9 protein-coding genes are annotated in these 13,073 nt (G+C 43.6%); 6 read left to right on the top strand and 3 right to left on the bottom strand.

The window, feature by feature from the left end:
• Nucleotides 1–29: 29 nt before the first annotated feature.
• Nucleotides 30–758 carry a 5-oxoprolinase subunit PxpA gene (locus ALT761_RS08785; RefSeq protein ID WP_126873570.1) on the bottom strand — a complete coding sequence of 243 codons (729 nt, stop codon included), beginning with the start codon at nt 756–758 and terminating at the stop codon, nt 30–32.
• Nucleotides 759–823: 65 nt separating this feature from the next.
• Between ALT761_RS08785 and ALT761_RS08780 the strand changes: the two genes are divergently transcribed.
• The 5 genes from ALT761_RS08780 (at nt 824) to ALT761_RS08760 (ending at nt 9,893) form a co-directional block, all read left to right on the top strand.
• Complete coding sequence (locus ALT761_RS08780; RefSeq protein ID WP_129738064.1) at nt 824–1,696, top strand: CvfB family protein; 873 nt, start codon at nt 824–826, stop codon at nt 1,694–1,696.
• Nucleotides 1,697–1,722: 26 nt separating this feature from the next.
• Nucleotides 1,723–2,130, top strand: coding sequence for an OsmC family protein (locus tag ALT761_RS08775; RefSeq protein WP_129738062.1), 408 nt, complete (start codon nt 1,723–1,725; stop codon nt 2,128–2,130).
• Nucleotides 2,131–2,315: 185 nt separating this feature from the next.
• On the top strand, nt 2,316–3,392 hold the full coding sequence (locus tag ALT761_RS08770; protein ID WP_129738060.1) for an efflux RND transporter periplasmic adaptor subunit: 1,077 nt from the start codon (nt 2,316–2,318) through the stop codon (nt 3,390–3,392).
• Between the two features lie 23 nt (nt 3,393–3,415).
• Nucleotides 3,416–6,784 (top strand): efflux RND transporter permease subunit, encoded by a 3,369-nt coding sequence (locus tag ALT761_RS08765; protein WP_129738058.1) that lies wholly within the window; start codon nt 3,416–3,418, stop codon nt 6,782–6,784.
• The gene (locus tag ALT761_RS08760; protein WP_232043568.1) at nt 6,771–9,893 is read left to right on the top strand and encodes an efflux RND transporter permease subunit; all 3,123 of its coding nucleotides are present in this window, start codon (nt 6,771–6,773) and stop codon (nt 9,891–9,893) included. Before ALT761_RS08765 ends, ALT761_RS08760 begins: the two co-directional genes overlap by 14 nt.
• A 116-nt stretch (nt 9,894–10,009) precedes the next feature.
• Here ALT761_RS08760 and ALT761_RS08755 read toward each other — a convergent pair whose 3' ends face one another.
• Nucleotides 10,010–10,327 carry a DUF3718 domain-containing protein gene (locus ALT761_RS08755; protein WP_129740601.1) on the bottom strand — a complete coding sequence of 106 codons (318 nt, stop codon included), beginning with the start codon at nt 10,325–10,327 and terminating at the stop codon, nt 10,010–10,012.
• A gap of 368 nt (nt 10,328–10,695) precedes the next feature.
• On the bottom strand, nt 10,696–11,490 hold the full coding sequence (locus ALT761_RS08750; RefSeq protein ID WP_129738056.1) for a DUF2189 domain-containing protein: 795 nt from the start codon (nt 11,488–11,490) through the stop codon (nt 10,696–10,698).
• A 362-nt stretch (nt 11,491–11,852) separates the two neighbouring features.
• Here ALT761_RS08750 and ALT761_RS08745 point away from each other — a divergent pair, with 362 nt between their 5' ends.
• On the top strand, nt 11,853–13,073 hold the full coding sequence (locus tag ALT761_RS08745; protein WP_013784313.1) for a pyridoxal phosphate-dependent aminotransferase: 1,221 nt from the start codon (nt 11,853–11,855) through the stop codon (nt 13,071–13,073).

Here is a 13,073-nt window from a genome sequence, read left to right as displayed (position 1 = left end):
TTTGTAAATTCCTTATACCTTTAAACCACCTATTTCATGCATTCACGAATTTGTTGTGCAATCTCGACAGCACCCGCGGTATCGCCATGTACGCACAGTGTGTCAGCCTGCAATGGCAGTCTTTGCCCGCTAACGGTGACAACTTCACCATCTTCAATCAAAAGCTTCGCTTGGGTTAGCGCTTCTGCGGCGGTTAACACCGCGCCTTCTTGTGAGCGGGGCTGCAAAAAACCTTCATCGGTATAGCGACGATCGGAAAACGCTTCGAATATTAACGTCAATCCATATTCTTGTGCTTCAAGCACCAAGGCTTCATTGTGTGCGTGAGATTGCACCATCAACCCCAACCGGCCTTTGTTAATACTCCCCACAGCTTGCATGACCGCGGTACGCACTTGAGGGTCAAGCATCATATCGTTGTATAACGCTCCATGGGGTTTCACATAACTCACCGGCACGCCAACAATACTGGCCATACCCATCAATGCACTAACTTGATATTGAACACAGGCTATCAGTTCTTTTATTGGCATAGCGAGACTTCGACGCCCAAACCCTTGTAAATCGGGATAAGAAGGATGCGCGCCTATTTCAACATTACTGTTTTTAGCCAGATACAGCGCTTGTTTCATCACTACGGGATCACCGGCATGAAAGCCGCACGCAATGTTAGCTTGGTCAATAAATTTCATAATGTCGGCGTCTACAGGCATTTGCCATGCACCGAAACTTTCACCTAAATCGCAATTTAACTTCATAAGTGTTTAGCTCTTAACCTCAATCCGATATCATGTTACCTGTTCTTTTTTAAAAGTCAGTGTTAATGATAAATATTGGAAAAATTAATACATTAAAAGTGGTCGCCGAATATCCGTTTGGCTATGCGCTAGCACCACTTACCGATAATGTAGATGAAACCGACTACAGTAGTGAAGATATGCCTACTGTAACCTTACCTCACGACGAAGTAACCACGTCGCTGGAAGTGGAGCAAACCCTAGATGTGTTTGTGGCTACCGATCAGCGAGGCGATTTGTTTGCTACCTTGAAGCCACCGCGCATACAGGTGGGTGAAACCAAGGTACTTAAAGCGGTCTCGGCTACACACTTCGGTGCATTCTTCGACTGGGGCCTAGAGAACGACTTACTCATTCCCGCCGATTATCAAGAATCGCCTATAGATCCCGGCATGTATTACGTTGTTCACGCTTTCTTTGATGAAAAAACAAATCGAATTTTAGGTGCAACCCGTTTGCACTATTTCCTTAAAGAAGGCAGCGCCTATCTTAGCGAAGGTGAAAATGTAAGTTGCTTGGTTTATGCCAAGTCAGACTTAGGCTTTAAAGTGGTATTGAATGAAAGAGCCCTGGGCTTAATATTCCATAGCGATGCTTTTAAACCACTTAAAGTAGGCCAATCTACCGACGGCGTAGTCAAAACCATCCGTGAAGATGGCAAAATTGATGTGGTGTTGCAGCGTCATGATAAAGAAACCCGAGATGCCTTGCAGCAAGCCATCTTAGATGATTTGGAAGCCCATGGTGGCATTTCAACGTTAACCGACAAAAGTCCGCCCGATGCCATTTACCAACATTTTAATGTAAGTAAAGCCGCGTATAAAAAGGCATTAGGCGCATTGTATAAGCAAAAGAAAATTACCATTGGCGCAGACGCCGTTCGTCTCACCCAATCGTAAGCAGCAAGTAAAAGTTAGGAAGTATAATGAAAGCACAAGTTTCATGGGATAAAGACCTCACTTTCACCGGTACTACCGACAGTGGGTATAAAACCGTTATGGACGGCAGTGGTAATGCGGTATCACCAATGGAGTCAGTATTATTAGCCGTTGGCGCCTGCTCCAGTATTGATGTGGTAGACATTCTTAAAAAAGGCCGCCACGAAATTGAAAGCTGTGAATGTGAACTAGAAGCCGAGCGCGCTGATGACGCCCCTCGCGTGTTTACGAAAATTCATGCCCACTACACAGTGGTAGCTAGCAGCGTGACCGAGAAGGCATTGGCACGTGCAGTACAACTTTCTACTGAAAAATACTGCTCGGTTATGTTGATGCTAACGGGCAACGTGGAGATCACCACCAGCTATACTTTAGTTGAATCTACACACAATTAGGCTAATACACCATCTATTAGTGTAAAGGGCTATCAGTGATTGATAGCCCTTTTTCATTTCCCTTAGGAAATCAATGCAACCTATTGATTATTAAAAAATAAATATCTCCTTACATTTACTGGCATGGTTGCTGCTGTTAGCTGTTATTACTCTAATAATTAACGACAACAATCAGGTATTTGACCATGGACGCTTCGTTTAACTCGCTTCGCACACTGTCCCTTACTGGCGGCATACTCTCTTTATCTTTGCTTCTAGGTGCGTGTACCGACGCCGATGCAATAAATCCAACGGAAAACATCGCTGAAGCGGTGATAGCCATACCGGTAGAAGCCGCTACGGTAACCAAGGGATCAATTAGCTCTACTTATACTACTACCGCCATTTTGGAAGCGAGAGAAGAAGCATTTGTGGTAGCAAGGGCGTCCGGCATAATTGAACAGATAGTGGTAGAAGAAGGTGACTACGTTGAAAAAGGCCAAATTCTCGCGCAATTAGATAAACGCAGATATGAACTCAATCTTGCCAAGGCAAAGGCAGATTTAACCGGTCTTGAGCGCGAGTTAGATAAGGTAAACAAAGTCTATTCAAAAAACCTTATCAGTGTAGATACCTACGACAAACTGACCGCACAATATGAATCAGCCAAAGCGTCGGTTCATCTTGCTGAACTAGATTTAAAAGAAACCACTATTACCGCTCCTATTAGCGGTTTCATTGCTTCTCGAAACGCCAAAGTAGGTAACCTGACTGAATCTTTCCAGCGAGAGCGCATGTTCCATATTGTGCAACAGCAGAATTTACAAGGCGTGGTGTACTTACCTGAAAACGAATTGCAAAATGTAGCAGTAGGTCAACCCGCCACCCTTATTGTTGCTGCGCTAGGTAATAAATCATTAACGGCATCAGTAGAGCGAATTAGCCCTGTAATTGATGCTGCCACTGGCACATTTAAAGTTACCCTTGCGGTGCCAAATGAAAAACACGTATTAAAAGCGGGTATGTTCACTGACGTAGCCCTTGAGTATGCACTCCACAATAGCGCTACGCTACTTCCTCGACGTGCGCTTATCACTATGGACAACCAACATAGCGTCTTTGTTGTTAAAGACAACATAGCCACAAAAGTCGACATTGAAACTGGCTTTGAACAAGACGAAATGATTGAAGTGTTAAGCGGCTTACAAGGTGAAGAAAAAGTGGTTACTGCTGGCCACCAAAACCTAAAAGACCAAGCCCCTGTAGATGTCGTTAACGGCTAAGCCCGCTATAAAAAGGATATACCATGCGTATTGTTGATATAGCGGTTAAACGCCCGGTTGCCGTGTCTATGTTTACTTTTGCTGTGCTGTTGTTTGGTATGGTCTCATTAGGTCGATTATCGGTAAATTTACTGCCCGACCTCTCCTACCCCACGTTAACCATTAGAACCGATTACACAGGTGCTGCTCCAGGCGAAGTGGAGCAACTTGTTTCTAAACCTATTGAAGAAGCTATTGGCGTAGTAAAAGGAGTAAGAAAAGTAACCTCTACTTCTCGTGCTGGCCAATCAGATGTGGTGATGGCGTTTAGATGGGGTACCGATATGGATTTCGCGAGCTTAGAAGTACGCGAAAAACTTGATGTGCTTCAACTGCCTCTCGACATTGAAAAGCCTCGTCTGTTGCGCTTTAACCCGAGTTTAGATCCGGTGATCAAACTCGGGCTTACAGAAAACGTGGCCACCGGCCAACTGTCTACCGCCCAAATGAAAAGGCTACGGTTATACGGCGAGCAACAAGTAAAGCGGGCTCTGGAATCTGTTGAGGGTGTGGCTGCGGTGCGTGTTGGCGGTGGTCTTGAAAACGAAGTACACATTCTTATCGACCAACGTAAAGCCAGTCAGTTATCTATTCCTATTACCCGTATTATCGATCGCATTAAAGCCGAAAATGTCAACGCCGCAGGTGGTCGTATTGAAGGCGATGCCCAAGCGTTCTTGGTGCGTACCCTGAATCAATTTGAGAATTTAACTGAAATTGAGAACCTTTTCATTGGCCGTTTCGAAGGTAGAAATATTCAATTAAAAGATGTGGCGACGGTAGAGAGTGCGTATAAAGATCGCAGTGTGGTAACCCGCTTCAATGGCAGTGAAGGGGTTGAAATTGCGATTTACAAAGAAGGTGATGCAAATGCCGTTGATGTAGCAAAGCAAATAGCCTCTCGTCTTAGTGAAATTGAGAATGACATTCCTTCGAATTACACACTGACGCAAATATACGATCAGAGTGTGTTTATAAAGCAAGCCATCGATAATGTTAAGTCAGCGGCAATAATGGGCGGCTTACTTGCCATGTTGGTGCTGTACCTATTTCTTAAAGACTTCTGGACTACAGTCATCATCTCCGTTTCTATTCCTGTGTCGGTTATTGCCACCTTTAACCTGATGTATGCCAACGGTATAAGTTTAAACATGATGAGTTTAGGGGGAATTGCACTGGCCGTGGGTTTGCTTGTCGATAACAGTATTGTGGTGTTAGAAAACATCGACCGCCACAAAAAGCGTAGGCAAGCGATGTTAACAAACAACGCTGATGGTCATATCAGCCAAAGTACTCCTGTTTTGGCTGACGATCCGGCTGCATCAGGCACTAAGGAAGTATCAGGCGCCATTGTCGCTTCTACATTAACCACAATGGCCGTATTTGTGCCGCTTATTTTTGTAGAAGGTATTGCGGGCCAGCTATTTAAAGACCAAGCCCTAACTGTCAGTTTTGCACTCGCCGCTTCGTTAGTGGTAGCCCTTACCCTTATTCCCGCCATGGCGCGAAGAAAGCAAAAAACACAACTTGCCCACGAAGATACTTTTTCATCCCCGGCAAAAGCGCGCCCCACTAGCTTACTAGGGAAAATTGGCTATGTCATAAAATGGCCTTTTGCAATGATACTTCGCTTTGTGTTCGTATATTTGCCTGCCGCGCTAATTACCTTAGTGATTGGTGCATGGCATATTCTTGCAAAGGGCCTGTCGCTATTGTTTACGCCCTTAGTGTGGATATTTAATAAGGGCTTTAATGGCCTAGAGAAAATATATCACAGCGCCCTAATGGCTAGCTTGAAGGCCAGAACACTTGTGGTCATGATAGCCTTAGTTTCAGCCGGTGGTGCGCTGCTTCTTGTCCCTAAACTGGGTATGGAGCTTATCCCCACTATGTCGCAAGGTGAATTCTCGGTAGATATTACCCTACCAGCGGGTACCCCATTAAGCACAACGGATGCAACGTTATCGAACTTATCGGCAGTCGCATCGGCAGATTCAAACGTAGCAAGAACTTACGCTATGTCGGGTACGGGAAGTTTAATTAGTGCCGCGCCTAGCCAAGGTGGCGATCATTGGGGAAGACTCAACATTGTAATGGCCCCTAATGCCAGTTCGAGCGAAGGCAAAAATGCGAGTAGCAATATGGACAAGGTAAAGACCGCTCTGCGCGATGCGCTTAACCGTTACCCCAATGTTCAAGCTACTTTTACTGAGCCAGAACTCTTTACCTTTGCCTCGCCTATTCAAGTTGAAGTAAGTGGCTATGATTTACGCCAACTTCAAACTTATAGCGATAAAATTGCCCACGAATTAAGTACACATGACAATTTCACCGATATCGCTACCAGTATTCGTGAGGGTAACCCAGAACTAAAAATTGAGTTTCATCATGCCAAGCTGTCTCGTTTAGGCCTTGAAGCTGCCACGGTATCGTCTTTAATTGCCGCTAAAATTGGTGGCCGCGTTGCCACACAATACAGCCTTGAAGATAGAAAAGTGGATGTATTGGTTAGAACCAAAGACAGTCAGCGCGACAACATCAATGATGTAAGGGCCATTGTCGTAAACCCTGATTCATCACAGCCTATTCCCCTTGGCGCCGTAGCCGATGTTTACATGAGTGTTGGGCCCAGTGAAATTACGCGCATTGGGCAGCAACGGGTGGCATTAATTTCTGCCAATTTAGCAAAAGGGAAGCTAGATGAAGCCGTTTCATTAGTCAATAAGGTGCTTAACGATACACAGTTACCTTTGTCTATGGATGCCACAGTGACTGGGCAAAGTGAAGATATGCAAGATAGCTTCAGGTCGCTACAATTTGCCTTAGCGCTGGCTATTTTTATGGTGTATTTGGTGATGGCGTCACAATTTGAATCACTTCTACATCCATTGCTTATACTGTTCGCTGTTCCCCTTGCTGGCGCGGGTTCTGTGTACGGACTGTGGCTTACCAATACACCATTGAACGTAGTGGTTTTCATCGGGCTTATTATGTTGTGCGGTATCGTGGTTAACAACGCTATTGTACTAGTTGATCGCATTAACCAGTTACGTGCTAACGGCATGGAAAAAAACGCGGCCATCATTGATGCAGGAAAAACCCGTTTACGCCCTATCGTAATGACAACACTGACAACGATTTTAGGCTTAATGCCCATGGCCTTTGGATTAGGTGAAGGCGCTGAAATACGCACACCTATGGCCATTACGGTAATTTTTGGTTTGCTATTTTCTAGCTTACTAACCCTAATACTGCTACCCGTGCTTTACAGCCTCTTTGATAAAAAAGCATCAACCGTGGTAGAGAAAAACCAAGGTTCAGAGGTTTCGGGAGGCACCTATGAAAACGCCTAACGATGAGCATAACAATGGCGCTACGCAACCTAATAAGCCCACTGAAAATGCTATCAGTGGTATTGGCGCTGCACTAGCTCGATTTGCGTTAAATCGCCCAGTGACTATAGGCATGGTGTTTATCTCTATGTTGTTGTTCGGCGCAGTGTCTGGAAAGTTATTACCACTGGAAAAATTCCCTGGCATTGATATTCCTGAAATGGTGGTTGAGGTGCCCTACCCCGATGCCACGCCGGTTGAAATTGAAACCATGATCACCCGCCCGGTGGAAGAAGCCATCGCCACCATGTCGGGTATTAAACGATTGCGAGCAAGGTCATATGAAAACAAAGCAGAAGTTATCGTTGAGTTTGATTGGGATGAAAACCTTAAGGCCAAGAGCGTAGAAGCCAGAGAAAAAATTGACGCTATTCGCCACCTGCTTCCTGCAGATGTAGAGCGTGTTATGGTGTACAAATTTAACACCAATGATATGCCTATTTTTCAACTTCGCGTATCGAGCGATCGTGATTTATCCCTTGCGTATGACTTATTAGAGCGCAACTTAAAGCGCCCTATTGAGCGTGTTGCAGGTGTGTCTAAGGTTGAACTATATGGCACTCTCAAAAGGCAAATTACTATTCGGTTAGACCCGAAATTACTGACCGCCTATCAAATTGATGTCACTGCCTTGGGACAAAAGCTTCAAAACGCCAATTTTTCGTTAACCGCAGGCTACATGTATGACAACGGCGAAAAAATACTGGTTAATCCTGTTGGTGAATTTACCGATATGGCTGATTTTGAAAACATGTGGGTTTCACCCAACGTGCGATTGTCCGACATTGCCACTATCAGCTTTGAATTGCCCGAGCAAAGCGAAGGCCGCCATCTAGATAGAACCTTTGCAGTTGGGTTTAACATTTTCAGAGAGTCTGGCAGCAACTTAGTCGAAGTCTCGTCGGCCGTGATGGAAGTAATAGAAGAAGCCAAGTCTGACCCCGCGTTTACGGGTATTAACCTGTTTGTTATGGACGATGTGGCAAAAAGTGTAACCTCGTCGCTGTCTGATTTGTTAAGTGCCGGACTGTTAGGCGCATTACTTTCTATCGTGGTGCTGTATTTATTTTTGCGTCAACTGACGACTACATTAATTGTGGTGCTTTCTGTTCCCTTCTCTATTTGCATCACCTTAGGGGTAATGTACTTATTGGGCTACACCCTAAATATTTTGTCCTTAATGGGGTTAATGTTAGCGGTAGGTATGTTGGTTGATAATGCGGTGGTTATTACCGAAAGTATCTTTCAAGAACGTCAACAAGATAACAACATTAGCTCCGCCACTCAGCGTGGGGTTAACAATGTTAGCTTAGCCGTTATTGCAGGAACCGCCACTACGGCCATTGTATTTTTGCCCAATATTGTAGGGGTAAAAATTGACGTCACCATATTTTTAGAGCACGTCGCCATCGCCATTTGTATCTCGCTTTTCGCCTCTTTGTTTATTGCCAAAACCTTGATCCCTTTGCTTACTACAAAAATAGCAATTCCTAAAGCGAAAGAAGACAGCACACCTGGCTATATCACGGGATATGGTCGAATTCTGTCTTGGGTAATGGCAAACCAAGGAAAAACCTCACTGATTGCATTAGGTATTTTGCTTTCTACTGCTATTCCTATGCAGGTTGTTACCTCCGATGATGAAGGTAATGATAACCAAGAACGAATTTGGCTCAATTATCACGTTACTCAGAACTACACGCTTGATGAAGTAGAAAAAACGGTGGATAAAATGGAGGCGTTTTTATATGAAAACCAAGAACGTTTCCATATCAAGCAAGTTTATACCTACTTTACACCTGGTCATGCTGTAAGTGGAATAACCCTAAACGACGATCTCCCTGTGAGTGTGGGTACGATTAAAGAAGATATTCGAGAAAGCATGCCTGCCTTCGTTAGAGCTCGCCCATCATTTCAATGGGACAGCGGTAACGGCGGCGGTGTGCGTATTACCTTGTTGGGCGAATCTTCAGATACCTTGCTAGAAATATCAGAACGCCTTATCCCTATACTCGCTAATATCGATGGACTCACCGATGTGAAAGCCGATACTGGCTCTAAGCGTGACGAACTTCAGATTCGAATTGATAGAGAAAAAGCGAACCGGTTGGGCATTCAAGTGAATGACGTAGCCCAGCTTGTGGCTACGGCATTAAGAGGCGCGAATTTACGCACATTTCGATATGGTGATGCAGGTGAAGTGAATGTTCAACTTCGCTATGGCAGCGATGTTCAAAAATCGTTGGATGCACTTAAGCATATCAATATTGGGTTTAATCAAGACCGGGCAATCACTCTTGCTATGGTGGCGGACTTCTCGATTGTGCAGCAACTTTCGCAAATTAATCGAAGCTACCGACAAACGGCGTTAGATATAGGCGCAAATTTGGAAGATGATGCCACTATAGAAGAAGCCAAAGAGCGTATTGAACAGGCATTAGCCCATATCGAACTGCCCACGGGTTACCAGTGGACACTAGATGGCAGCTTTTCACGCCAAGATGAGGCCAATGGGGTGATGCAAATGAATATGCTGCTCGCCTTGTGCATGATTTATGTAGTGATGGCGGCGCTGTTTGAATCACTCGTGCTGCCTACCTCGGTGATAACGTCGTTACTTTTCTCATTTACCGGCGTCTTTTGGGCCTTTATGGTAACGGGTACATCCATGTCGATAATGGGCATGATTGGCATGCTAATTCTCATGGGTATAGTGGTAAACAACGGGATTGTATTAGTTGATAGAATTAATCAATTGGTTAATGAGGGAATAACCCTATATGACGCCGTTGTGCTGGGCGCACAATCTCGCATTAGACCTATTCTTATGACAGTGGCAACAACCGTACTCGGCCTAGTACCGCTAGCAATGGGTGCAACAAGAATAGGTGGCGATGGACCGCCTTACTCGCCAATGGCCATTGCCATTATTGGTGGGCTAGTGTTCTCCACCATGACCAGTTTATTTTTGGTACCACTTGCTTATGTGTTACTACTTAAGCTGCGTTTTAATACTCAGCGAATGATAGTGAACGGACAAGCTAGAATAGCTAAACTTATAAAAGTGTGAATAGTGTAGTTGCGATGACTAAGCCAAAAATAGCGTAAATACATTACTTACGTAGCGGGTGTTTCTGCTGATAAAACATAACAGCGCAGCCACCCGCTAACTTAGTAAACGCACAATTAACTACGTGACGTTAGGTATTCGTGAACTGAGTTGGCATCGCGCTCAACAGAGAACTTGATTAAGTTAACACCGTTACATGTTAAACCGTCTTCTGCAGTTACCATGCGTAATACTTCACGTTGGCTAGCACCAATGCGACCTACGTTACGGGCAAGGCTTGAACGCAATACTTTAATATCATCAAGTACAACCGCTTTACAGAAACCAGAAAATTGTGTTTCGCCTACAAAGCGTACGTCTTTTTCTGGGGCAGCGTTAGCATTAACAGCAAAAGCTAGTGCAGCAGTAGCAGCTAAAGTTTTAAGTAATTTCATCATTAGATCCTCAAAGGTTTTGGCAAACTCGTAAAAGCAGTACAAGGAAGGTATTCCCTGAGTGCCCTTTATTTATGACCTAAAATGGAAATTATTGCTGTTTAAAGATTGTATAAGGTGAGTAAACTAACGGTAAATCAGAATGTTACTAAGTCTTTAACAAACTATACGTTTGATTTATATAGCTTTATCAGCTTGAGTTATAACGGTTCGTTCTAGGTGGAGATATTTTACTATTAAAAAGGTCTAATACTTTTGTCTATCCTTGTACAAATAAAAGCCTTTTGTATGAAATTTTCACAAAAAAAGGCGGGCAACTGGATAAAAATCCGTATACCCGCCTCAATTTTTCGTAATAAAACTACATTTTAATCATACTTTCTTACGCGTTTAGTCGAAATAGCGTCGATGTATGCATGCCATGACGCATAACCAATTAGCGGCATTAATATGATGAAGCCAACAAATCCTGTAAGGAAGCCGATGGCTACCGCCGTAAATATAATGGCGCCCCATATAAGCATGGGAACTTTATTGACCCATACTGCATTTACACTAGTAAGTAACGCAGTGGCCAAATCGACCTTACGCTCCATTAATATAGGTTGAGTAAATGCGGTAATAAATAACATCGCTAACGTGAAGCCTGCACCTACAATTGAGCCCAATACTAAAAATGGCATTAAACTCTCAATAGTCGTTTCTATATGCGATGGATAGAGTGCATGAATAAGTGATGCTACACGCAGCCAAAAAATCATCATCACCATTAGCAATATTCCAAACCCCCATTCATTTACTGCATTTCTTCGCATTGCCCGCAATGAATGCATAAAGGTAGGCTTGTGCCCTTTCTCGAGCTCCCAGCTGATATCATAAAGGCCTGCAGCTAAGAAAGGACCAATCAACATAAAGCACACAATGGCAGGCATGATGACTAAATGCCAACCTGTCATTTCTACTAAGTACATTATGAACCAAGGGATTACGGCAAACATAACGCCATACACCGCGGTTAAAATAGGTGTACGCATTGCGTCACGTAAACCAAGTGAAAGCCATTTTATAGGATCGCCTATATCGAGTTCCTTACAAGGAATTACCCTTGCAATACCGCTTTGTGTTATCGCATTTTCTGGGGTTTCTTTAAAATGGTGCGACATAATGAGAATTACCTCTGCTATTACACGTAAAAGGTGTTGGCGCGCCCATACTAATGCGCCGTACTTATACGATAGGCCGATTCACTTAATTTTACAATTAATTAACAAGATTTTAGCCTTTTAAATGATTTTTTATTTCTAATTAGCTGTAAATTGGTAAGTTTACTTTATGAAGTTTTTTTTAATATTGTGTTTAACAATCAATTTTTAAGTGTTTTCGGCTAGTTTTGTGATGCAAACTTCAATTGCCCGTGCACTTTTTAACCAAATCGAAATATTTTTCACGTTTAGCGCTAAATTAGGCTTCGCAAGGGTATGTGGTTTACGTTAACCTCAAGGTCTGTAAATTAACCAGAAAGACCATGAAAACTGTATCTCGCTCACACAAATTAGATAACGTTTGTTATGACATTCGCGGCCCCATTGCGGCGCAAGCTAAAAAGATGGAAGATGAAGGCCACCGTATTTTAAAACTAAATATTGGTAACCCTGCCCCATTTGGCTTTGAAGCCCCCGACGATATTCTTAAAGACGTTATTCATAACCTGCCAACTTCTCAAGGATATTCAGATTCAACGGGAATTTACGCAGCACGTGTGGCCGTTATGCAATATTATCAACAGCGCAATATTCAGCATATTCGTGTAGACGATGTTTACATTGGTAACGGCGTTAGCGAATTAATAATGATGGCTATGCAGGCGCTACTTAATCATGGCGACGAAGTACTGATCCCAAGCCCAGATTATCCATTGTGGACAGCGGCAGTCAGTTTGTCATCAGGCTCTCCAGTACATTATAGATGTGATGAACAAGCGGGCTGGTTCCCTGACTTAGACGACATAAAAAGCAAAATCACCAGCAAAACACGGGCTATTGTACTAATTAACCCGAACAACCCTACTGGCGCTGTGTACGACAAAGCCTTGTTGCAAGACGTCGTCGATTTAGCAAGAGAACATGGCTTAGTTGTCTTCAGTGATGAAATCTACGATAAAATTTTATACGACGATGCCGAGCACACCTGTATTGCCTCTCTTGCTGATGATGTATTTTTCGTAACGTTCGGCGGATTGTCGAAAAACTATCGTGTTGCAGGGTTTCGCTCTGGTTGGTTAGTGGTAAGTGGCAACAAACGTTTAGCAAGAGATTACATTGAAGGCTTAAATATTCTGTCGTCTATGCGGATGTGTGCGAACGTTCCCTGCCAAAGTGCAATTCAGACTGCGTTAGGGGGCTATCAGAGCATAAACGATTTAGTGAAAGACACGGGTCGCCTACGCATTCAGCGGGATGTGGCGGTAGACATGCTAAACAGTATTGATGGTATACACTGCGTTAAGCCTAAAGGTGCTATGTATTGCTTCGCTCGCGTTGATGAGAAAAAATTCAACATAAACAATGATGAGCAGATGATTTTAGATTTGCTGCGCGCTGAAAAGATTCTATTAGTACACGGTAAAGCATTTAATCTGACTGACGGCGTTTATTTCCGTTTAGTGTTTTTACCTCACAGTGATGTGCTAGTTCCTGCGCTTCACCGTATAGGTAACTTCTTTCAACACTATCAACAAGGCGCTTAA

The organism is Alteromonas sp. 76-1, from assembly GCF_900654235.1.
Classification (GTDB): domain Bacteria; phylum Pseudomonadota; class Gammaproteobacteria; order Enterobacterales; family Alteromonadaceae; genus Alteromonas; species Alteromonas naphthalenivorans.
This window is presented reverse-complemented; position numbering and strand designations above follow the sequence as displayed.

Coding starts and splice junctions, on each gene's coding strand:
- ALT761_RS08785 (WP_126873570.1), bottom strand. CDS start 758: ATGAAGTTAAATTGCGATTTAGGTGAAAGTTTCGGTGCATGGCAAATG.
- ALT761_RS08780 (WP_129738064.1), top strand. CDS start 824: ATGATAAATATTGGAAAAATTAATACATTAAAAGTGGTCGCCGAATAT.
- ALT761_RS08775 (WP_129738062.1), top strand. CDS start 1,723: ATGAAAGCACAAGTTTCATGGGATAAAGACCTCACTTTCACCGGTACT.
- ALT761_RS08770 (WP_129738060.1), top strand. CDS start 2,316: ATGGACGCTTCGTTTAACTCGCTTCGCACACTGTCCCTTACTGGCGGC.
- ALT761_RS08765 (WP_129738058.1), top strand. CDS start 3,416: ATGCGTATTGTTGATATAGCGGTTAAACGCCCGGTTGCCGTGTCTATG.
- ALT761_RS08760 (WP_232043568.1), top strand. CDS start 6,771: ATGAAAACGCCTAACGATGAGCATAACAATGGCGCTACGCAACCTAAT.
- ALT761_RS08755 (WP_129740601.1), bottom strand. CDS start 10,327: ATGAAATTACTTAAAACTTTAGCTGCTACTGCTGCACTAGCTTTTGCT.
- ALT761_RS08750 (WP_129738056.1), bottom strand. CDS start 11,490: ATGTCGCACCATTTTAAAGAAACCCCAGAAAATGCGATAACACAAAGC.
- ALT761_RS08745 (WP_013784313.1), top strand. CDS start 11,853: ATGAAAACTGTATCTCGCTCACACAAATTAGATAACGTTTGTTATGAC.